Origin of the sequence: Lysobacter sp. S4-A87 (genome assembly GCF_022637455.1) — a bacterium.
Classification (GTDB): domain Bacteria; phylum Pseudomonadota; class Gammaproteobacteria; order Xanthomonadales; family Xanthomonadaceae; genus Lysobacter_J.
The window spans coordinates 3,295,416-3,315,903 of the sequence record NZ_CP093341.1 but is presented as its reverse complement, the minus strand read 5'-3'; the positions used below and the strand labels follow the sequence as shown (position 1 = coordinate 3,315,903).

Genomic DNA, 20,488 nt, shown 5'->3' with positions numbered 1-20,488 from the left:
TGGCGCAATCTGGCGACCCGGCGCGGCCACGGGGGCCCACGGGTTGCGTCGCCCGCCCTGCGCCCACATCCTGAACGGCAGACCGCAAACGGGCTCTCAACAGACGGATACTCGATGCATCACACGTCCCTGATCGCAATCCTGGTGGCCGGCTTCGTGCTGGCGTTCATCTTTGGCTCGCTGGCGCAACGCCTGCGGCTGTCGCCACTGGTGGGCTACTTGCTGGCCGGCGTCATTGCCGGACCCTTCACACCCGGATTCGTCGGCGATCAGACCCTGGCGCCGCAGCTGGCCGAGATCGGCGTGATCCTGCTGATGTTCGGCGTCGGCCTGCACTTCTCGATGCGCGACCTGATGGCGGTCAAGGCGATCGCCCTGCCCGGCGCGGTCGCGCAGATCGCATTGGCGACGGTGCTCGGCTGGGGCCTGGCAAGGTTCCTGGGCTGGTCGCATGGCGCCGGCATCGTGTTCGGCCTGTCGCTGTCGGTCGCCAGTACCGTGGTGCTGTTGCGCGCTCTGGAAGAACGGCGCCTGGTGGAAACCGGGCGCGGCCGCATCGCGGTGGGCTGGCTGATCGTCGAGGACCTGGCGATGGTGCTGGCACTGGTGCTGCTGCCCGCGCTGGCCGGCGTGCTCAAGGGCGAAGGCGGCGATGCCGTCGAAGTGTGGACGGCGCTGTTCAAGACCTTCGCCAAGGTCGGCGCCTTCGTTGCGGTGATGCTGATCGTCGGTCGCCGGGTGATCCCGTGGATCCTCGAACGTGTTGCCGGTACTGGCTCGCGCGAGTTGTTCACGCTGTGCGTGCTGGCAATCGCGCTGGGTGTGGCGTTCGGTTCGGCGGCGCTGTTCGGCGTGTCGTTCGCGCTGGGTGCGTTCTTCGCCGGCATGCTGCTCAACGAATCGGAATTCAGCCATCAGGCCGCGACCGAGACGCTGCCGCTGCGCGATGCATTCGCGGTGCTGTTCTTTGTCTCGGTCGGCATGCTGTTCGACCCGATGATCCTGGTGCAGCGTCCGCTCGAGGTGATCGCGACCTTCCTGATCATCGTGATCGGCAAGTCGCTGGCGGCCTATGCCATCGTCCGCGCCTTCGGCAAGCCCAATTCGACGGCACTGCTGATCTCCGCCAGCCTGGCGCAGATCGGCGAGTTCTCCTTCATCCTCGCCGGCCTGGGACTGCAGCTGGACGTCCTGCCCAGCGCCGGCCAGGACCTGGTCCTCGCCGGTGCGCTGCTGTCGATCATCGTCAATCCGCTGCTGTTCGCCTGGCTCGACCGGCGCGAGGCACGCGAGGCGGCCAACCGCGCGCCGGAACCGGAAGAGCACATCTCGCCGCCGATCCGCCCGGGCCTGAGCAACCACGTGATCCAGATCGGTTACGGCCGCGTCGGCAGCGAACTGGGCCGCCTGCTGACCGAGCGCGGTGTCGAGATCGTGGTCATCGACGACGAGGAAGACCTGGTCGCCAAAGCACGCGCTGCCGGGTTGCCGGCCATCCGCGGCAACGCCGCCAACGAGCGCGTGCTGCGTGAAGCCGCGCCCGAGCGCGCAACGATGGTGATGATGGCCATTCCCAATGCGCTGGAAGCCGGCGAGATCATCGCCAAGCTGCGCGAGATCAATCCGGCACTGACGATCGTTGCTCGCGCCCACAGCGACGCCGAGGTCAAGCACCTGCTCGACCACGGCGCCGATGGCGCAGTGATGGCCGAGCGCGAACTGGCCCACAGCCTGGCCGAGATGGTGCTGGCGACGCCGCAATACCGCGGCGAGCGGCAACTGCCGCCGGCCGCGCCGGCCTGATCATCGCAATCGTGGCAGGGGCTTGAGCCCCTCCTCAGCGCAAGGTGGCCGACGGGACCGGCGTATTGCGTAGCCCAATGCAACGGATGCCGTGGCATTTGCGGTTGACGGGCATGATCTGAATGAACAGGCTTTGCACGGGGATCTGCGCGCCGTTGCTCGTCTTCGTGCTCGCTTGCCTGTCGCCCCTGGCCCAGGCGCAGTGCAGCCTGGTGGCGCATACCGTCGTCGAGACCAGCGTCCATAGCGGCGTACCCACGCTGTCGACCCGCTCCGGGTGGCGCTTGGGCGACGTCATCGCGTCCCTCCCCGCCCGGTCCGAAATCCACGTGTGCCAGACGCGCAAGGTCGGGCAGTTCGGGATCGGCACCCGCACTTGGTTGCGCGTGCAGTTCGATGGCGGCATCAGCGGCTGGGCATATCTGGGGGCCACCGACATGTCGGCGCCACGCACCGCCGCTGTCGGTTTCCCCTTCATTTCACAGGCGGTGGCGCGCGACCGATCAGGAGCATCCAGCAGCGTCGACGGCCTGCCCTGGCACGGGCGTGGCTGGATCCTGATGCTGTCGGCCGCTTTCGTGGTGCTTGGCATCGCCACGCGCCAGGCCTTCGATGCCAGGGGACCGGTGCCGTTGCGCGATCGTCTTCGCGTTGCTGCCTGCAAGCGGGCGCTGATCGTGGGCCCGCTCGCGATCGTGGTCGTGCTGCTGATCGGCGACTTCACCCTCAATGGCGAGACGGCGACGCTGGTGTGCCTGCTGATCGCGTTCCAGAGCGGGTACTTCTGGCAAGTGCTGCTGGGACGGCGACCCTCACCCCAACCCCTCTCCCGCATGCGGGAGAGGGGTTCGACGATCTTCAGGCCTTCGAGAAGGTCAGCTGTCCACCCGCGGCATCCGCCTTCACGGTATCGCCGCTGACGAACTCGCCGGCAAGGATCTTCTGCGCCAACGGATTCTCCAGCTGCTGCTGGATCGCACGCTTCAAGGGCCTTGCGCCATACACCGGGTCGAAGCCGACGTTGCCGAGCAGGTTCAGCGCGCTGTCGGTCAGCTCCAGCCTGAGCCCGCGCTCGCCCATGCGCTTCTCCAGACCGCTGATCTGGAAGCGCGCGATCTGGCGGATCTGCGCCTTGTCGAGCGGGTGGAACACGACGATGTCGTCGAGACGGTTGATGAACTCCGGGCGGAAATGCGCCTGCACCACGCCCATCACCGCCGCCTTCATCTGCGTGTAGGCCTCGGCCGAGCCGTCGCCGGCAAGTTCCTGGATCTGGTGCGAGCCCAGGTTGCTGGTCATCACAATTACCGTGTTGCGGAAATCGACCGTGCGGCCCTGGCCGTCGGTCAGGCGACCGTCATCGAGCACCTGCAGCAGGATGTTGAACACGTCCGGATGCGCCTTCTCGACCTCGTCGAGCAGGATCACGCTGTAGGGACGACGACGCACCGCTTCGGTCAGGTAACCACCCTCTTCATAGCCGACATAGCCCGGAGGCGCACCGACCAGGCGGCTCACCGAGTGCTTCTCCATGAACTCGCTCATGTCGATGCGGACCATCGCATCGGTCGAGTCGAACAGGAACTCGGCCAGCGCCTTGCACAGCTCGGTCTTGCCGACGCCGGTCGGGCCCAGGAACAGGAACGAGCCGCTGGGACGGTTCGGATCCGACAGGCCCGCGCGTGAGCGGCGCACCGCATCGGACACGACCTTGATCGCCTCGTCCTGGCCGACCACGCGCGTGTGCAGGTGTTCTTCCATGCGCAGCAGCTTCTCGCGCTCGCCTTCGAGCATCTTCGCCACCGGGATGCCGGTCCAGCGCGAGACCACCTGCGCGATCTCCTCGGCGGTGACCTTGTCCTGCAGCAGGGTGAAGCCCTTGGTCTCGGCTTCCTGCGCGGCCTTGAGCTGCTTCTCCAGTTCCGGCAGGCGGCCGTACTGGATCTCGCTCATGGCGGTGAAGTCCTGGCGGCGCTGCGCGGCCTCCAGCTCGAGCTTGGCCTGCTCGATGTGCTCCTTGATGCGCGTGGCGCCCTGCAGCATGGCCTTCTCGGCCTTCCACACTTCTTCCAGGTCGTTGAACTCGCGCTCGAGCTTGCCGATCTCGTCCTCGAGGTCGGCCAGGCGCTTCTTCGACTCGGCGTCCTTTTCCTTCTTGAGCGCCTCGCGCTGGATCTTGAGCTGGATCAGGCGGCGCTCCTTGCGGTCGAGTTCCTCCGGCTTGGAGTCGATCTCCATGCGGATGCGCGAGGCCGCTTCGTCCATCAGGTCGATGGCCTTGTCCGGCAATTGGCGGTCGCTGATGTAGCGATGCGACAGCGTCGCCGCGGCGACGATCGCCGGGTCGGTGATCTCGACGCCGTGGTGCACCGCGTAGCGCTCCTTGAGGCCGCGCAGGATGGCGATGGTGTCCTCGACCGTGGGTTCGCCGACGAATACTTTCTGGAAGCGGCGTTCCAGCGCAGCGTCCTTCTCGATGAACTGGCGGTACTCGTTGAGGGTGGTCGCGCCGATGCAGTGCAACTCGCCACGGGCGAGCGCGGGCTTGAGCATGTTGCCCGCGTCCATCGCGCCCTCGGCCTTGCCGGCGCCGACCATCGTGTGCAGTTCGTCGATGAAGAGGATGATCTGGCCCTCGTTCTTCGACAGGTCGTTGAGCACGGCCTTGAGCCGCTCCTCGAACTCGCCACGGAACTTGGCACCTGCGATCAGGGCGCCCATGTCCAGGCTCAGCACGCGCTTGCCGCGCAGGCCTTCGGGCACTTCGCCGTTGATGATGCGCTGGGCCAGGCCTTCGACGATCGCGGTCTTGCCCACGCCGGGTTCGCCGATCAGTACCGGGTTGTTCTTGGTCCGGCGCTGCAGCACCTGCACGGTGCGGCGGATTTCCTCATCGCGGCCGATCACCGGGTCGAGCTTGCCGCTCTCGGCGCGGGCGGTGAGGTCGATGGTGTACTTCTCCAGCGCCTGGCGCTGGTCCTCGGCATTTTCCGATTGCACGGTCTCGCCTCCACGCAGTTTTTCGATCGCCGCTTCCAGCTTCTGCTTGCTGGCGCCGGCTGCCTTGAGGGCACGTCCTGCCTCGCCACTGTCGTCGAGCGCGGCAAGCAGCAGCAACTCACTGGCGATGAAGGCATCGCCGCGCTGCTGGGCCAGCTTGTCGGTGACGTTGAGCAGGCGCGCCAGGTCGTTGCCGACGCTGATGTTGCCGGCCTGGCCGCTGACCTTGGGCAGCTTTTCCAGCGCTTCGCCGAGGCGCTCGCGCAGCAACGGCACGTTGACGCCGGCCTGCGCCAGCAGCGGTCGCGTGCTGCCGCCGCTCTGTTCGAGCAACGCCGTCAGCAAGTGCACCGGTTCGATCACGCTGTGGTCACGACCGACCGCCAGCGATTGCGCGTCGGCCAGCGCCTGCTGGAAACGCGATGTGAGTTTGTCCATTCGCATGGATGGTGTCCCTCTCGATATCTGGGGCGGCCAGATCTGAGGCAGATTGAACTGCAGGCCGCGATGGCCATCAGATGCGGGCCGGACAGCGGCTATTCAAGCGTGCAGCGGCGCGTCCACCTGATGCTTACATGCGCTTGTTCACAATGGCGTGTATGAGTTCACGGCATCCCCACCTGCCGCTGCCGCCGGCGGTCGCGCCCGACTGGGCCCTGTTCCTCGACGTCGACGGCACCCTGCTCGATTTCGCCGATGCCCCCGGTGACGTCGCGGTCGAAGCGGGCCTGATCGACACCCTGGCGATCCTGCACGGCCGTCTCGACGGTGCGCTGGCGCTGGTCAGCGGGCGCAACCTGGTCCAGCTCGATGCGTTGTTCTCGCCCCTGCATCTGCCTGCTGTCGGCCTGCACGGGCTGGAGCGGCGCGATGACGGACACCTCCGGCAACTCCCGCGCGCGCCGGCACTCGATGGCGTGCTCGCCTCGGCGCGGGCACTGGCCGCCAAGTACCCCGGCGCCCGCATCGAGGACAAGGGCATTGGCCTGGCCTTGCACTGGCGTGGCGCGCCCGCCGCCGAGGAACCGCTGCACGAGTTCGCCACGTCCGCGCTGATCGACCTGCCCGGCTACCACCTGCAACCGGGCAATCGCGTCATCGAGCTTCGACCCGATGGCGCGAACAAGGGCGCCGCGGTCCTCGACCTGCTGGCGTTGCCGCCGTTCCACGGTCGTCGTCCGGTATTCGTCGGCGACGATCTCACCGACGAGCATGGCTTTGCCGCGGTCAACTGCCATGGCGGCTTCGGCATCCTGGTCGGTGCGCGCCAGCCCAGCGCGGCGCGCTATGGATTGCACGACCCGGCCGCGGTGCGCGCCTGGCTGGAGGACTCCATTGCCTAGTCCAGCGCCTGGTTCTTCGCCCCAACTCCACCCCGGAGCAGGAATGACTTCAGTCGCAGACCTCCAGACCAGCCTCGATCTGGGCATCATCGGCAACGGCAGCATCGCCGCCCTCATCGACGCCCGGGCGCGCATTGTCTGGGGCTGCGTTCCCGCATTCGACGGCGACCCCACCTTCTGCGCCCTGCTCTCGCCGCGGCAGCACGAGGGCGGCGACTACGCCATCGAACTGGAGGACTTCGCTTCCTCGGAGCAGGAATACCTGATCAACACCGCGGTGATCCGCACCGTCCTGCGCGACACCCAGGGCGGCGCCATCGAGATCATCGACTTCGCGCCACGCTGGCACCAGAACGAACGCTTCTATCGACCGGTGATGCTGCTGCGGCACGTGCGCCCGTTGTCGGGCCTGCCGCGCATCCGCATCCGCCTGCGCCCGCTCGCCGACTACGGTGCCAGCAAGCCCGAAACGACCTGGGGCAGCAACCATATCCGCTACCTGATCCCCGACTTCACCCTTCGGCTGACCAGCGACGTGCCGGTGCGCCTGATCCGCGACAGCCTGCCGTTCGTGCTCGATCGCGACCTGCACCTGGTGCTGGGTCCCGACGAAACGCTGACCCAGCCGGTGGCGACTTTCGTGCGCCAGTCCGAGGAGAAGACCATCGCCTACTGGCGCGACTGGGTGCGTTATCTGTCGATCCCGCTGGAATGGCAGGACCCGGTGATCCGCAGCGCGATCACGCTGAAGCTGTGCCAGTACGAGGAGACCGGTGCCATCGTGGCGGCGATGACCACCTCGATTCCCGAGGCGGCCAACACCGTGCGCAACTGGGACTACCGCTATTGCTGGCTGCGCGACTCGGCATTCGTGGTACGCGCGCTCAACCGCCTCGGCGCCACCCGCAGCATGGAGGACTACCTGCGCTACGTGGCCAATGTCGCTGCAAACGATGGCGCGCTGCAGCCGTTGTATGGCATCGGCTTCGAGCGCGAACTGGCCGAGTCGGAAGTGGCGTCCCTGGCCGGCTATCGCGGCATGGGACCGGTGCGCCGCGGCAACCTGGCCTGGCTGCAGGCCCAGCACGATGTGTACGGCAGCGTCGTGCTGGCGGCGACGCAACTGTTCTTCGACCAGCGCCTGACGCGCGTGGGCGATGCGGCCATCTTCGCCCGCATCGAACCGCTGGGCGAGCTGGCGTACAAGCTGCACGACCAGCCCGATGCGGGTCTGTGGGAGTTCCGCGGGCGCGCCGAAGTTCATACGTACTCCAGCGTCATGTGCTGGGCCGCATGCGATCGCCTGGCCAGGATCGCGGTGCACCTGAACCTGGCACCGCAGTGCAAATTCTGGCGCCAGCGTGCGGACGAAATGCATGCGCGAATCATCGAGCATGCCTACAACACCGAGCTGGGCCATTTCGTCGAAGCTCTCGACGGTAACCGCCTGGATGCGTCGCTGCTCCTCCTGGCCGACCTGGGCTTCATCAAGGCCGACGATCCGCGCTTCGTGCGCACGGTGGAGGCGATCGGCAAGGGCCTGCGCCGTGGTGATGCCCTGTTCCGCTACGTCGCGCCTGACGACTTCGGTTCGCCCGAGACCAGCTTCACCATCTGCACCTTCTGGTACATCGATGCGCTGGCCTCGATCGGTCGCCACGAGGAAGCGCGATCACTGTTCGAGCGCATCCTGGCGCGGCGCAACCCGCTCGGCCTGCTGTCGGAAGACCTGGAATTCGGCGGCGGCGAGGCGTGGGGCAACTTCCCGCAAACCTACTCGCACGTCGGCCTGATCAACGCGGCGATGCGATTGTCGAGACCCTGGCAGGATGCGGCATGACCGGGGGCAGGCCGGGAGCCATTCGATGAGCCGGCTGGTCGTCGTCTCCAATCGCGTTGCCCTGCCCGGCGTGGACAGCGCAGGCGGACTGGCGGTGGCGCTGCAGTCCGCGCTGGAAGAGACCGGCGGGATGTGGTTCGGCTGGAGCGGCAAGATCGACGCCGAGCAGTCCGGCAAGACCCACGAAGTCGAGCACGGCAACATCCGTTACGTCACCGTCGACCTGTCCAAGCGCGACCATGACGACTACTACAACGGCTTCGCCAACCGCACGCTGTGGCCACTGCTGCATTTCCGCGTCGACCTGGTCGACTACAGCCGTGCCACTTACGCCGCCTACCGCCGGGTCAACGCGCTGTTCGCCGAGAAGCTGGCGCCGCTGCTGCGCGACGACGACCTGGTCTGGGTGCACGACTACCACCTGATCCCGATGGCCAAGCTGCTGCGCGAACTCGGCGTTCGCTGCAGGCTGGGCTTCTTCCTGCACGTGCCGATGCCGTCGTCAGACCTGCTGGCAGCCCTTCCGCAGCACCAGCGCCTGTTCGAGGGGCTGTCGTCGTACGACCTGATCGGATTCCAGACAGGCCGCGACCTGGAGCGCTTCCAGGACTACGTGCGCCTGTTCGGCCGCGGCCGCGTGATCGAGAACGGCGTCCTCGAGACCGAGCGCGGACGCCGACTGCGCGCCGGCGCGTTCCCGATCAGCATCGACACCGGGTACATCGCCAGCCAGGCCGCGGTCGCCGTGAACAAGCCGGCCGTGCGACGTTTGGCCGCGAGCCTGTCCGGGCGGGCGCTGGCGATCGGGGTCGATCGTCTCGACTACTCGAAAGGCCTGCCGGAACGCTTCCGTGCCTTTGGCCGCTTCCTCAAGCGCCACCCCGAACACCGTGGCAAGCTGACCTACCTGCAGATCGCCCCGGTGTCGCGCGGCGAGGTCGTCGAGTACCAGCAGCTGCGCAGCGAGCTGGAGCAGCTGGCCGGCCACATCAACGGTGCCCATGCCGAGCCGGACTGGACACCGGTGCGTTACGTCAACCGCAACTATCCGCACGCGTCACTGACGGGGTTCTACCGCACCGCCCGGGTCGGGCTGGTCACGCCGTTGCGCGACGGCATGAACCTTGTCGCCAAGGAGTTCGTCGCCGCGCAGAACCCCGAGGATCCCGGCGTGCTGGTGCTGTCGACCTTCGCCGGCGCCGCGCGCGAACTCGACACGGCTTTGCTGGTGAACCCCTACGATCTCGACGGCGTCGCCGATGCGATTGCCTCTGCGGTGGCGATGCCGCTGGACGAACGCCGCGAGCGCTGGCAATCGATGATGACACTGCTCAAGGCACACGACATCACGGCGTGGCGGCGCGGTTACCTGAAGGCATTGCGCGAGGATTGAACGTATCTGTGAGGATGGCGCGGGGACGCCGCGCCATCCTTGCCGCCATCACGGGACCTGTGTCACGGGGCGGCGCCCTGGAAGTTGACCTCGGCAACGGCCTTGATCAGGTCCGGCCCGGGGAAATCGGCGAGGACGAAGCCGACGTAGGCCGGGCGTTCTTTCCTGATGAAGTCCCGGGCGAGGATGTTGGTGCCTTCGAAGGCGATGGTGCAGCGACGCGGCAGGCAGCTCACTCGCGGGAAGTCCGGATAGACCGACAGGTTGCCCTTGCGCGCGATGCGTCCGGTGGACAGGCGGTTCGCATTGGTCTTCGCCGAGACATGGCCGCTGGCGACGAAATAGGGGAACGAGCCCCCGGAGGCCGACAGGTAGTTGATCGAAGCAGGCGCCTGCGTCGAACTGGCCGTCGATCTGGCGAAGTGATCCTTGACCCGCTGCCACTTCCTATAAACGTCCCAGTTGCTGCTGACGCTGAACTCGTCCTGGATGTCGAAGCTTCCATAGCCCAGGCCGAAGCTCCTGCCCGCACGGAAGTCGACCAGGAATACCAGCTTGCCCCTGAGCTCGGAAAGCCGGGTGCGCATGCCGCTGCCAGGCACGGCAATGATCCTGCGGTAATTGTCGAAGTAGGCGGCAAATGTGTCTTCGAAACTGCGGGTGGTGTTCTCCGGCTTGTGCTCTTCCTTGACCCGCATGAACACCGTCTCGCTCGGGTTCGCCTGCAGGAACGCCTGGATCTCGTTGAGTGCGTCGCCGAAGAACTTCCGCTGGAACACCGGGCCGTGATGCAGTGCGAACACGTTGTCGATGTGGCGCAACCGCAGATCGAGGACACGGACACCGCCGTTGAGCTGCTGGGTGACCGAGAGCGTCTGGTTGGCGGCGATGTGCCCGCCATGCAGGGCCGCCGAACCGTGGGTGCCGGGCAGACTCAGCGACCGGATCGTGCGATCGCCGTCGATGCCCGCCATCCATGCCCCCATCGCCGGCAGATCGCTGGTTTCATGGCGATAGGCGCCGTCCTCGTGAGCACCCGCCTGTGCGGCCAGGGTGAGGAGGAAAAGCGCCAGAAGGCTCCGGCACAGTCCGGGCCCGCGCTGGCCCGGCTTCGACACGCGTGACTTCAACACACTTGAATTCAACACACCTGACTTCAACAGAAGTGCTTTCGCAATCCTTGCGTTCATGATCATCCTTGCCGCGTTGGAGGAACCCGCAGTCTAGGCAGCCGCAATCAACTCACCAACGGAATCTTCGCCACGTCGGCATCAGGCATTGCCGTGCGATCACACGCGCGCGGTCGGTTGCAGTATCTCGACCCAGTAGCCGTCGGGGTCCTTGATGAAGGCGATGTCCTTCATGCGACCGTCGGTCAGGCGTTTCTGGAAGGCCACGCCCAGTTGCTCGAAGCGCGCGCAGGCCGCTTCGACATCCGGCACCGACACGCAGATATGACCGAAGCCGCGCGGTTCGCTGTTGCCGTCGTGGTAGGCGAAGCCGGCGTCGTCCTCGGTGCCGTGGTTGTGGGTCAGCTCGAGCACGCCGCGCTGGCTCAGCAGCCACTGGCCGCGTGACGGCTCCTCGGCGGGGATCTGCGACGGATCATCGACGAGCACGAGGAAGTACAGGCTGAACTTCGCCTCGGCGAAGTCACGCCTGCGCACCAGGGTGAAGCCGAGCACGCGCGTGTAGAAATCCAGTGAGCGCGTGATGTCCTTGACACGGAGCATCGTGTGGTTGAACACGAACTGTTCGGTGGCGGCATCGCGCATGGCGCTGACGCCGGGGATGGCATTGAGCTCGTCTTGCAGGGACATCGTTGGACTCGTCATGCGGGGGGATGCAGATTCTAGTCCGGCTGGAATGAGTCCACGATCAATGCGTCCCATCCGGGCCAGGATCGGCCGGCACCGCATCGCGCTGCAGCGACAGCAGTGCCAGCAGCGCCGCGAGTGCGACGTAGGCGCCGGCGAACTGCCACGACAACACGCGGGGCAAGCCCTGCAGCGACCACGGCCAGTAGATGCCGCCCTGCGGATGCACCGAGTGGATCAGGCCGAACAGCGTCAGCGCCGCACCCGCCAGCAGGAATGCGCTGGCACGCAGCAGGCGCCCGTCCACCATCGCCACGACGGCCGAGGTCCAGATCATCGCGGTGATGATGAAGCCGTTGCCGAGGGTGATGATCACCGCCATTTCCGGCAAACCGTGGCCGTCACCGGTCGTCATCAGCCGGGCGAAATTCTCCGGCGCGATCCATGCCGGGTTGCCGACCTTGATCGCCAGCATGTATGCCACCGACGGCAGGAAGCCCAGCACCATCGCGGTGGCGTGGCGCCGTGGCGTGGCCTGGAACGCCTGCGTGGTGATGTCCAGCGCGACGTAGACGATGATCGGCGCGAGCACGGCCAGCGGCAGCCACTGCACCAGTCCCGAGACCAGCCCGAGCATGCCGCCCAGGCCGATGAACAATCCGGTCAGCAGCGTGTAGCCGGTGCGCGCGCCCATGTGCTTGTACGCGGGCTGGCCGATGTAGGGCGTGGTCTGCGCGACGCCGCCGCAGAAGCCGGCGACCAGGGTCGAGAAGGCCTCGGCCAGGAGGATGTCGCGGGTGCGGTAATCGTCGCCGGCGGCGCGCGCGCTTTCACTGACATTGATGCCGCCGACCACCATCAGCAGGCCGAACGGCAACAGCAACGGCAGGTACGGCACCGTCGACGGCAGGCCTTCGAGGAAGCCCAGCGTCGGCCACGGCAGCACCAGACGCAGCGGCGTCGGCTCAGGCCAGTGGAAGCCCGGCGCCAGGCCGGCCGCACCCAGCGAGTAGTACAGGACCGTGCCGAACACGAACGCGACGAACACGCCAGGCAGACGCACGGGCAAACGACCCTTGGCGATCAGCACGTACAGCAACAGGCCCAGCGTGACGAAGCCGACCACGGGCGAACGCAGCGCCTCCACCAGCGGCAGGAAGCCCATCAGCACCAGCGCGATGCCGGCGATCGAACCGAGCAGGCCCGCGCGCGGAATCAACCGTGTGACCGCGTCGCCGGCGAATGACAGAATGAACTTGAGCAGGCCCATCACCACCAGCGAGGCCATGCCCAGCTGCCAGGTGGCGATCGCCGCGGCGTGCTCGTCCATGCCCTGCTGCTTGAAGGCGACAAAGGCCGGGCCGAGGACCAGCAGCGCCATGCCGATGCTGGTCGGTGCATCCAGGCCGAGCGGCATCGCGGTGACGTCGTCGCGGCCGGTCCGTGCCGCCAGCCTGCGGCCCATCACGGTGTAGATGAGATTGCCCACCAGCACGCCGAACGCGGTGCCCGGGAACATCCGCGCGAACACGACCTCGGCGGGGAAGCCGAAGATGCCGATCAGCGCAGCAGCGATGAACCCCAGGATCGAGAGGTTGTCGACGACCAGGCCGAAGAATCCGTTGAGGTCGCCTGCGACGAACCAGCGGCGGGGCGTTGCGTGCGAGGTGGCCAAGGCGGTGGCTCCAGTGGATCACGGTGGGATGGCAGTGGTCCGGGCATCGTAGCCGAGCGGCAGGCCCGGCTGGCATGACCATTTGTTGTGGCGTGCTATCGCGCCGTTCGCCCCGGACTCAGAACGAAACGTCCACCGCCTGCCGCGCCCACAGCACCGATTCGTGCCCGCTCGCGCGCTTCCACGCCAGCCTGATCGCCTCGATGTCGTTGCGCCGCGCCGCGCCGTCCTCGTGCAGCAGCACCAGAACCTTGCAGCGCTGGCGCACCAGTCGACCTTGATCCTTGAATCGCCACTGCCCGTAGCCATCGAGCACGGTCAGCCCATCGGGAAAGCGCGGCGTGACTTCGCGATCGAGGAAGGCGCGCCACTTGGCTTCATCGACGGTGTCGCTGCCATCCTCGTTGCCTACGGCGAAGTACAGCTCGCTGCGAACCCAGCCTGCGGCTTGCGCCGGACGCGCGGCGTCGCCCTGCATCGCGGCGGTGGTGTCCCTGCTGTCCACCGCCGCGCAGCCCGACAGCCACAGCGCCGTGGCGACCATCGCCACGTGCAGTCCACCATGTGCCAGCCGGACCGTCATGGCAGGAACCGTGGGGCGTGTGGGTGGCCTGCTTCAATCGACATCCAGCCATCCCCGGTAGTGCACGACCAGGCCAACCCACGGCAGCCTGGCGGCCACGTCGAAACGGTAGCGGTGGTCGCGCTCGTACTCGCGCGCGGTCACGCCGGCGAACCAGCGCAGCGGCAACGGCACGCCGAGCGCGCTGACCTTGGCGACATGCCAGACCACGGCAGGGCCCGCGCCGGGCAACTGCTCGACATCGAGGCGGAAGGCGAAGCGCAGCAGGCCCAGGCGTTCGCGCAGCAGGGAATCGCGGGCCCACAGGCGCGAACGCATCGCCTTGCCGGCGAACACGCGTGCCCAACGCTCGCCTTTGGCGTCGGCATCGATTTCGACCTTGATCGTGCCGCGCCCTGGCGCCGGCAAGCGCGCGGCCCAGGCACACAGCCGCGACAACAACCCGCCGCCGCGGTCGACTTCGACCTTGCCGTGGTAACGCCTGCAGCCGCTGCGATCGTGCAGCGCGCGCAGCGTCGGCGGCAACTGGTCGAACCGCGCCGCAAGAAGTTGTCGGTACAACGACTGCGACGCGACGGTGTTCATTGTCCTGGCTCGATCCAGATCAGGGAGGCCATGCGCCCACCGCGCTGGTCGCGGCGATGGGAGAAGAAGCGGTCCGGTTCGGCGATCGTACACAGACCGCCGCCGTGAATCCGGCTGGCGTCGATGCCGGCGGCCTCGAGCCGGCGCCGCGCGAGGGCATACAGGTCCACCCGCCAGTGATGCGGACGGGTGCTGGTGAAGGCGCTGCCGGCGCTCCAGTCGCGCGAAACGAAGGCGTCGTAGACCTCTTCGCCGATCTCATAGTGTTGCGGGCCGGCCGCGGGACCCAGCCAGGCATGCAGCCGCTGCGGCGGCGACCGCATGGCCGCAACGGTGTTCTCGAGGACGCCCCCGACCAGGCCGCGCCACCCCGCATGCGTCGCGCCGACTTCACTGCCGTCGTCGGCGCAGAACAGCACCGGCATGCAGTCGGCGGTGAGGATGGCCAGGACGGTGCCTGGCGCGGAGGTGACCGCGGCGTCTGCTTCGCGCTCGTTTCCTTCTGGCTCCGGCGCGTCGAACCGAACCACGTCGACCCCGTGCACCTGACGCAACCAGCAGGGTTCCGCCGGAAACCCCGCCGCCGCGCGCAGCAGCGCGCGATTGCGAAGCACCGCGTCGGGCTCATCGCCGGCGCGCAGTCCCAGGTTCAGATGATCGAACGGTGCATTCGATACCCCGAGTCCGTGCCGCAGCGTGGTGAAGGCCCGCACCGATGCCGGCAGCGGCCATTGCGCTTCCAGCCAGGGGGCCGACACCCTCAGCGCTCCCGCTCGGCCGCGGCGACGGTGTCGTCGTGCAGCGCGCGAACCAGTCCGCGCAGGTCGTCGGGCACCGGCGCGGTGCAGCGCACCGGCTCGCCGGTGACCGGATGCGAGAACTCCAGGGTCTCGGCGTGCAGCGCCTGGCGCTTGAAACCGCGCAGCGTCGCGATCAACGCCTCGGTCGCACCCTTGGGCAGCTTCAGCGGACCGCCGTATAGCGGGTCGCCGACGATGGGGTGCTTGAGGTGCGCCATGTGCACGCGGATCTGATGGGTGCGACCGGTTTCCAGGCGGCACTCCAGCAGCGTATGCGCGCGGAACCGCTCGCGCAGGCGGAAATGGGTGACCGCATCGCGGCCGTCTTCGCGCACGGCCATGCGGATGCGGTCGCGGGGGTGGCGGTCGATCGGCGCGTCGGCGGTGCCGCCCGACACCAGCGAACCCAGCACCACGGCCAGGTACTGGCGGTGGACCTCGCGCGAGGACAGCTGCTCGATCAGCGCGGTATGCGCCGGCAGGGTGCGCGCGACCACCATGACGCCGGAAGTGTCCTTGTCGAGGCGATGGACGATGCCGGCCCTGGGCAGGGTGTTGAGCGAGGGGTCGCGGTGCAGCAGGGCGTTGACCAGGGTGCCGGCCGGATTGCCGGCGCCGGGGTGGACGACCAGGCCGGCCGGCTTGTTGATGACGATGACGTGCTCGTCCTCGAAAAGGACGTCGAGGGCGATGTCCTCCGGCTCGGAATGGGTCTGGACCTCGAGGGCGGCATTGAGGGTGACCGCCTCGCCACCCCGGACCGGATCGCGTGGGCGGACCTCGCGGCCGTCCAGGCGGGCGTCGCCGGACTTGATCCAGGACGCCAGCCGGGAGCGGGAGAAATCGGGGAAAAGCTCGGCCAGGACCGCGTCGAAGCGGCGCCCGGCGGCGCTGTCCGGGACGGTGGCATGCAGGGGCGTGGCGGGGATGGTCATCGGAGGGGAAGGATTCAGGGCTGCCGCGCAGGGGCTGCTATTATCCGACCTTCGTACCTTCGGCGCCCGTGTATCTGCCATGACCCTACGCTCTGCCCCTTCGCGCCTGCTGGCGCTGCTGCTGATCGTCGCTTTTGCTGGAGTGGGCTGTAGCAAGTTCAAGGACAAGGACGCCGATGAGGGCGTGCCGGTCGAGCAGCTCTACGAGAAAGCCCACAAGTCGATGACCAACGGCAGCTGGTCGGCGGCCGAGACCACGTTCAAGCGCCTGGTCGCCCAGTACCCGTACGGCCCCTACACCGAGCAGGCCCTGGTGGAGACCGCCTACGCCCAGTACAAGTCGGGCAAGCACGATGACGCGATCAGCAGCATCGACCGCTTCATCCGCACCTACCCGACGCACAAGAACATCGCGTACATGTACTACCTGCGCGGCCTGTCGAACTCCAGCCGCGACACGGTGTTCCTGCAGCAGGTCTGGACGCTCGACGCCAGCCGCCGCGACCTGGCCACGCCGCTGCAGGCGTTCAACGACTTCTCGATCGTCGCCGACCGCTACCCGAACAGCCGCTACGCCGACGATGCGCGCAGCCGCATGCGCGGCCTGCGCGACATGTTCGCCCGCCACGAGCTCGACACGGCCCTGTACTACCTGCGTCGCACCGCCTACGTGGGCGCGATCGACCGCGCCAAGTACCTGCTCGAGACCTACCCGCAGAGCCAGTACCAGAACGACGCCGTCGCCACCCTGGCCGCGGCCTACGAGGGTCTGGGCAACCAGGCGCTGGCCGCCGACGCCAAGCGCGTGCTGCAGCAGAACGAACCCAACCACCCGTATCTGACCGGCAAGTGGCCCAACTACCCGAGCAACCTGCGCAAGCTCAACCCGTTCGCGGGCGAGAAGTCGGCGCTGGACAACGACTGACCGGGTCGCCGGCACTGCACGCGAAAACGCCGCCTCCGGGCGGCGTTTTTGTTTGCGTCGGCGTCGTCGTCATCCCCGCGAAGGCGGGGATCCATGGACGTTCATCCCCGATAGCCGTTGCTGATCGGATAGCGCCGCTCGCGCCCGAACGCACGCCGCGACACCTTCGGCCCCGGCGCCGACTGGTGCCGCTTCCACTCGCTGATACGCACCAGGCGCAGCACGCGCTCGACCGTCGCCTTGTCGAACCCGGCCGCGACGATCTCGTCATACGACTGCTCCTGGTCGACGTAGCGCAGCAGGATGGCGTCGAGCACGTCGTAGGGCGGCAGCGAATCCTGGTCCTTCTGGTTCTCGCGCAGTTCCGCCGACGGCGGCCGGTCGATCACTTCCTGCGGGATCACGCGATCGCCGACGGTGTTGCGCCAGCGCGCGAGCGCGAACACCTCCGACTTGTACAGGTCCTTGAGCGGCGCGTAACCACCGCACATGTCGCCATAGATCGTCGCGTAGCCGACCGCGTACTCGCTCTTGTTGCCGGTGGTCAGCAGCAGCCCGCCGAACTTGTTGCTCATCGCCATCAGCAGCGCGCCGCGGGTGCGCGACTGCAGATTCTCTTCGGTGGTGTCGACCGGGAGATCGCCGAAGTGCTCGGCCAATGCATCGAGGTAGCCCTGGAACGGCTTTTCGATCGGCAACGTCAGCAGGCGCACGCCCTGGGTCCTGCACTGCTCTTCGGCCAGGTCGTTGGAGAGTTCGGCGGTGTAGCGCGACGGCATGCGCACGGCGGTGACGTTGCCGGCGCCAATGGCATCGACGGCGATGGCCAGCACCAGCGACGAATCGATGCCGCCTGACAGCCCCAGCCAAACCTTTTCGAAGCCGTTCTTGCGGCAATAGTCGCGGGTGCCACGCACGACCGCGCGCCAGGCCAGCGCGTCGCGGCTTTCATCGCCGTCCTCCATCCACTCCACCGCGGTGAAGCGGCGCGAGTCCGCATCGAAATCCACCACCAGCCACTGGTCGGTGAAGGCCGCGGCGGCCGGGTGCACGGTGCCATCGCCATCGGCGACGACCGAGCCACCGTCGAACACCAGCGCATCCTGGCCACCGACGACGTTGAGGTAGACCAGGCCGACGCCGGTCTCCTGCACGCGCTGCGCCAGCAGGTGGTCGCGCTCGGCATGCTTGTCGCGCTCGAACGGCGAGGCATTGGGTACCAGCACCAGTTCCGCGCCACCGGCAACGGTGCTGGCCAGCGGTTCGGGGAACCACAGGTCCTCGCAGATGATCAGGCCGACCTGGACGCCGTCGACATCGAACACGCAGTCCTCGCGGTCGGGGTCGACATCGAAGTAACGGCGCTCGTCGAAGACCGCGTAGTTGGGTAGTTCACGCTTGCGGTAGGTATGCGAGACGTGGCCGTCGCGCAGCACGCTGGCGGCGTTGTAGACCACGCTTCCCGCGGCCTGCGGCCAGCCGACGACGGCGACGATGCCCTGGGTGGACGCGGCGATGCGGTTGATGGCGGCCTCGCAGTCGGCGAGGAACCCCGGGCGCAGCAACAGGTCTTCCGGCGGGTAACCACTGAGTGCCAGTTCCGGAAACAGCACCACATCGGCGCCGTACTCATCGCGCGCCTGCGAGATCATTGCGGCGATACGTTCGGCATTCTGGTGTACCGCACCGACCGGGAAGTCGAACTGGGCCAGGGCGAGGCGAAGCGGATTGGACATCGTGGGCTCCATCGAGCTGCACCTTCGTGCGCTCGCCCATTGTCCAACATCCGGGTCAGGCGTACATCGTCGCGGGGTGATTACGGGCGCAGGATGCTGGCCGGCAGCATGGGCGAGTCCAGGTAGGCGCGTGCGAAAGCCCTTGCCGCGGTGGACGAGACATGGTGGCTGTCCCAATAGAGGGCGTAGCCGTCCTTCATCACCGGGCAAGTCCCGCCATCACAAAGAAAATCTGCCGGATCCACGAGCGTCACGTTCTGATATCGCGCAGCGAGCCCCTTCAGCAGTGCACGGGCCCTGGCGCTCGAACGATCGAACTCTTCCCGCGATGCGGCACAGGCCTCCAGCCGATGCAGGGAGATGCACTTGGCCGAGTTGTCGCGGATCTGCGGCGAAGGCAGGAAGATCAGGACCCTCCGCGCGTGCCTGGATGCCACCTGGACGGAGCGCTCGAGCCCGTCGGCGATCGCCACCGACTCAGCCCGGCTGAAGCGGTCGTCCGGAACCTCGGGGAAGTAGCTGACCCATCGTCCGTTCATGATGATGGTATCCAGCTGGCGTCCAGCGACGTGCTCCAGCACGAGCTCATTGAGCCTTCTGCATTGCTTGAACTGGGTCGGGAACCGACCGTCCACGTGGGAGTAGCCATCCACCGGCGGACAGGAATCGAGCGTAAAGCCGACTGCTGAAACCCCAAGGCGATTCGCCAGCTCCCAGGCGAATGGCTGCCAGGCCAGTGCATGCGAGTCTCCCCAGATCACGACTTGCGGGGGCTTGCCCGGATCCGAGTAGCAGGGCTTCGCCGGTAACTGGCGAATCTCCATGCCGAATCCGAAATGGCAGTTCGCGATGTTTGTCGGGTAGTCCGTGCTAGCTACAACTGCCGGGTCCGCCGTCGCCGCCGGCAGCTGGTACTTCAAACCAAACGCAAGCACGATCAGCGCCGCGGAGATCGCGGCACTGCCACCTATTGCGCGCACTCCATGGAATGGTCCTTTGCGCACCGGGCCTTCGACGAAGCGGTAACTCGCCCAAGCCAATGTGGTGGCTACGCCGCATAGTCCCAGGCGAACAACCAGTGAAGAATCCTGCACCGATAGCAGCGAATCGAAGGCCAGCAGCGGCCAATGCCACAGGTACAGCGAGTAGGAAATCAGCCCGAAGAACACCATCGCACGGGATCGCAGCAGTGCACCCGCTCGCCCGATATCCGTCGAGTCGTGCAGCGCCAGGATCAGCAACGCTGCACCCGCGACCGCGGGCAGTGCGCCCAGGCCGGGAAAGTGCGGCACGGGAGACATGAACAACGAAGCGACCATCACCGTGAGCCCGGACGTTGCGAGCAGTGACGGGACCCGACCTCGCAGCGTTGCCGTCGGCCGGGTGGCAATCAGGCACCCTACCGCGAGTTCCCAGAATCGCGCGGGCATCAAGTAGAAAGCGCGCTCGGGATCGCTTGCCAACCAGAACTCGGCCACCAGCAGCGATGCCCCGATGCACAGGATGGTCATCGAAGCCAGCCGGCGCGGACTCCACCGCAGGCACGCGATCATCAGCAGCGGCCACACCAGGTAGAACTGCTCCTCTACCGCCAGCGACCACAGGTGCAACAACGGCAACCCGTCGGCAGGCAAGCCGAAGTAGCCGCCACTGTTGTAGAGGAAATGGAAGTTGGCGATGAACGCCAGCGACGCCATGCCCGAATCGAGGACGTCGGCCTTCTCCTGCACCGACAGCAGCACCATCGCGGCGGCAACGGTCGAGGCTGTCACCAGCCACAGCACCGGAAGGATTCGACGTGCCCTGCGTGCATAGAACTGGACCAGGCTGATCGATCCACGTTCGTGCTCACGCAGCAGCAGCGCAGTGATCAGGTAGCCGGAGATGACGAAGAAGATATCGACGCCGACGAATCCGCCGGCGAGCCCTTCGATGCCCGCGTGGTACAGCACCACGGCAACGACAGCGATGGCACGCATGCCATCGATCTCTGGTCGATAGGTGATCCCCGAAGACATTGCCCGTTGCGTTCCCCAACGCTGTCGCAACCACA

General features: G+C 67.0%; 16 protein-coding genes. 6 read left to right on the top strand and 10 right to left on the bottom strand.

Going from position 1 to position 20,488, the window contains the following annotated elements:
- Positions 1-114 precede the first annotated feature (114 nt).
- Positions 115-1,803, top strand: coding sequence for a YbaL family putative K(+) efflux transporter (ybaL, locus tag MNR01_RS14870; RefSeq protein ID WP_241918534.1), 1,689 nt, complete (start codon positions 115-117; stop codon positions 1,801-1,803).
- 122 nt (positions 1,804-1,925) lie between these two features.
- Complete coding sequence (locus tag MNR01_RS14865) at positions 1,926-2,723, top strand: hypothetical protein (protein WP_241918533.1); 798 nt, start codon at positions 1,926-1,928, stop codon at positions 2,721-2,723.
- Here the strand turns inward: MNR01_RS14865 and clpB are convergent.
- Positions 2,662-5,247, bottom strand: a complete 2,586-nt coding sequence (gene clpB, locus MNR01_RS14860) for an ATP-dependent chaperone ClpB (RefSeq protein ID WP_241918532.1) — start codon at positions 5,245-5,247, stop codon at positions 2,662-2,664. The genes MNR01_RS14865 and clpB overlap by 62 nt on opposite strands.
- Before the next feature lie 155 nt (positions 5,248-5,402).
- Here clpB and otsB point away from each other — a divergent pair, with 155 nt between their 5' ends.
- Genes otsB through otsA form a run of 3 tightly spaced genes read left to right on the top strand, consistent with a single transcriptional unit; the run spans position 5,403 to position 9,379 of the window.
- The gene (otsB, locus tag MNR01_RS14855) at positions 5,403-6,146 is read left to right on the top strand and encodes a trehalose-phosphatase (protein ID WP_241918531.1); all 744 of its coding nucleotides are present in this window, start codon (positions 5,403-5,405) and stop codon (positions 6,144-6,146) included.
- A 43-nt stretch (positions 6,147-6,189) separates the two neighbouring features.
- Positions 6,190-7,986, top strand: coding sequence for a glycoside hydrolase family 15 protein (locus tag MNR01_RS14850; RefSeq protein WP_241918530.1), 1,797 nt, complete (start codon positions 6,190-6,192; stop codon positions 7,984-7,986).
- 25 nt (positions 7,987-8,011) lie between these two features.
- The gene (gene otsA, locus MNR01_RS14845) at positions 8,012-9,379 is read left to right on the top strand and encodes an alpha,alpha-trehalose-phosphate synthase (UDP-forming) (protein WP_241918529.1); all 1,368 of its coding nucleotides are present in this window, start codon (positions 8,012-8,014) and stop codon (positions 9,377-9,379) included.
- Positions 9,380-9,441: 62 nt separating this feature from the next.
- Here the strand turns inward: otsA and MNR01_RS14840 are convergent, their stop codons facing one another.
- From MNR01_RS14840 to rluD, 7 genes are all read right to left on the bottom strand, one after another.
- Positions 9,442-10,512 (bottom strand): phosphatidylinositol-specific phospholipase C, encoded by a 1,071-nt coding sequence (locus MNR01_RS14840; protein ID WP_241918528.1) that lies wholly within the window; start codon positions 10,510-10,512, stop codon positions 9,442-9,444.
- A gap of 156 nt (positions 10,513-10,668) precedes the next feature.
- On the bottom strand, positions 10,669-11,199 hold the full coding sequence (gene gloA, locus MNR01_RS14835) for a lactoylglutathione lyase (RefSeq protein ID WP_241918527.1): 531 nt from the start codon (positions 11,197-11,199) through the stop codon (positions 10,669-10,671).
- Positions 11,200-11,257: 58 nt separating this feature from the next.
- Positions 11,258-12,871 carry a hypothetical protein gene (locus MNR01_RS14830; protein WP_241918526.1) on the bottom strand — a complete coding sequence of 538 codons (1,614 nt, stop codon included), beginning with the start codon at positions 12,869-12,871 and terminating at the stop codon, positions 11,258-11,260.
- 118 nt (positions 12,872-12,989) lie between these two features.
- Positions 12,990-13,415, bottom strand: a complete 426-nt coding sequence (locus tag MNR01_RS14825) for a DUF3574 domain-containing protein (protein ID WP_241920646.1) — start codon at positions 13,413-13,415, stop codon at positions 12,990-12,992.
- A gap of 72 nt (positions 13,416-13,487) precedes the next feature.
- Positions 13,488-14,039 carry a DUF4166 domain-containing protein gene (locus tag MNR01_RS14820; protein WP_241918525.1) on the bottom strand — a complete coding sequence of 184 codons (552 nt, stop codon included), beginning with the start codon at positions 14,037-14,039 and terminating at the stop codon, positions 13,488-13,490.
- A complete protein-coding gene (gene pgeF / locus MNR01_RS14815) occupies positions 14,036-14,803 on the bottom strand; it encodes a peptidoglycan editing factor PgeF (RefSeq protein ID WP_241920645.1) in 768 nt (255 codons plus the stop codon). The genes MNR01_RS14820 and pgeF overlap by 4 nt, the downstream gene beginning before the upstream one ends.
- On the bottom strand, positions 14,800-15,774 hold the full coding sequence (gene rluD / locus MNR01_RS14810) for a 23S rRNA pseudouridine(1911/1915/1917) synthase RluD (protein WP_241918524.1): 975 nt from the start codon (positions 15,772-15,774) through the stop codon (positions 14,800-14,802). The genes pgeF and rluD overlap by 4 nt, the downstream gene beginning before the upstream one ends.
- 79 nt (positions 15,775-15,853) lie before the next feature.
- Between rluD and MNR01_RS14805 the strand changes: the two genes are divergently transcribed.
- Positions 15,854-16,699 carry an outer membrane protein assembly factor BamD gene (locus tag MNR01_RS14805; RefSeq protein WP_241918523.1) on the top strand — a complete coding sequence of 282 codons (846 nt, stop codon included), beginning with the start codon at positions 15,854-15,856 and terminating at the stop codon, positions 16,697-16,699.
- A 101-nt stretch (positions 16,700-16,800) separates the two neighbouring features.
- On the opposite strand, the gene MNR01_RS14800 is transcribed toward MNR01_RS14805, so the two are convergent.
- Together MNR01_RS14800 and MNR01_RS14795 are read right to left on the bottom strand one after the other, a co-directional pair.
- Positions 16,801-18,435, bottom strand: coding sequence for an NAD+ synthase (locus MNR01_RS14800; protein WP_241918522.1), 1,635 nt, complete (start codon positions 18,433-18,435; stop codon positions 16,801-16,803).
- A gap of 80 nt (positions 18,436-18,515) precedes the next feature.
- The gene (locus tag MNR01_RS14795) at positions 18,516-20,453 is read right to left on the bottom strand and encodes an acyltransferase family protein (protein ID WP_256451847.1); all 1,938 of its coding nucleotides are present in this window, start codon (positions 20,451-20,453) and stop codon (positions 18,516-18,518) included.
- Positions 20,454-20,488 lie beyond the last annotated feature (35 nt).

Bases quoted from the DNA above. Each gene is read 5' to 3' on its own strand.
- otsB (WP_241918531.1), top strand. From the start codon at position 5,403: ATGAGTTCACGGCATCCCCACCTGCCGCTGCCGCCGGCGGTCGCGCCC.
- MNR01_RS14825 (WP_241920646.1), bottom strand. From the start codon at position 13,415: ATGGTCGCCACGGCGCTGTGGCTGTCGGGCTGCGCGGCGGTGGACAGC.
- MNR01_RS14850 (WP_241918530.1), top strand. From the start codon at position 6,190: ATGACTTCAGTCGCAGACCTCCAGACCAGCCTCGATCTGGGCATCATC.
- MNR01_RS14795 (WP_256451847.1), bottom strand. From the start codon at position 20,453: ATGTCTTCGGGGATCACCTATCGACCAGAGATCGATGGCATGCGTGCC.
- otsA (WP_241918529.1), top strand. From the start codon at position 8,012: ATGAGCCGGCTGGTCGTCGTCTCCAATCGCGTTGCCCTGCCCGGCGTG.
- rluD (WP_241918524.1), bottom strand. From the start codon at position 15,774: ATGACCATCCCCGCCACGCCCCTGCATGCCACCGTCCCGGACAGCGCC.
- ybaL (WP_241918534.1), top strand. From the start codon at position 115: ATGCATCACACGTCCCTGATCGCAATCCTGGTGGCCGGCTTCGTGCTG.
- gloA (WP_241918527.1), bottom strand. From the start codon at position 11,199: ATGTCCCTGCAAGACGAGCTCAATGCCATCCCCGGCGTCAGCGCCATG.
- clpB (WP_241918532.1), bottom strand. From the start codon at position 5,247: ATGCGAATGGACAAACTCACATCGCGTTTCCAGCAGGCGCTGGCCGAC.
- MNR01_RS14820 (WP_241918525.1), bottom strand. From the start codon at position 14,039: ATGAACACCGTCGCGTCGCAGTCGTTGTACCGACAACTTCTTGCGGCG.
- MNR01_RS14805 (WP_241918523.1), top strand. From the start codon at position 15,854: ATGACCCTACGCTCTGCCCCTTCGCGCCTGCTGGCGCTGCTGCTGATC.
- MNR01_RS14800 (WP_241918522.1), bottom strand. From the start codon at position 18,435: ATGTCCAATCCGCTTCGCCTCGCCCTGGCCCAGTTCGACTTCCCGGTC.
- MNR01_RS14865 (WP_241918533.1), top strand. From the start codon at position 1,926: ATGAACAGGCTTTGCACGGGGATCTGCGCGCCGTTGCTCGTCTTCGTG.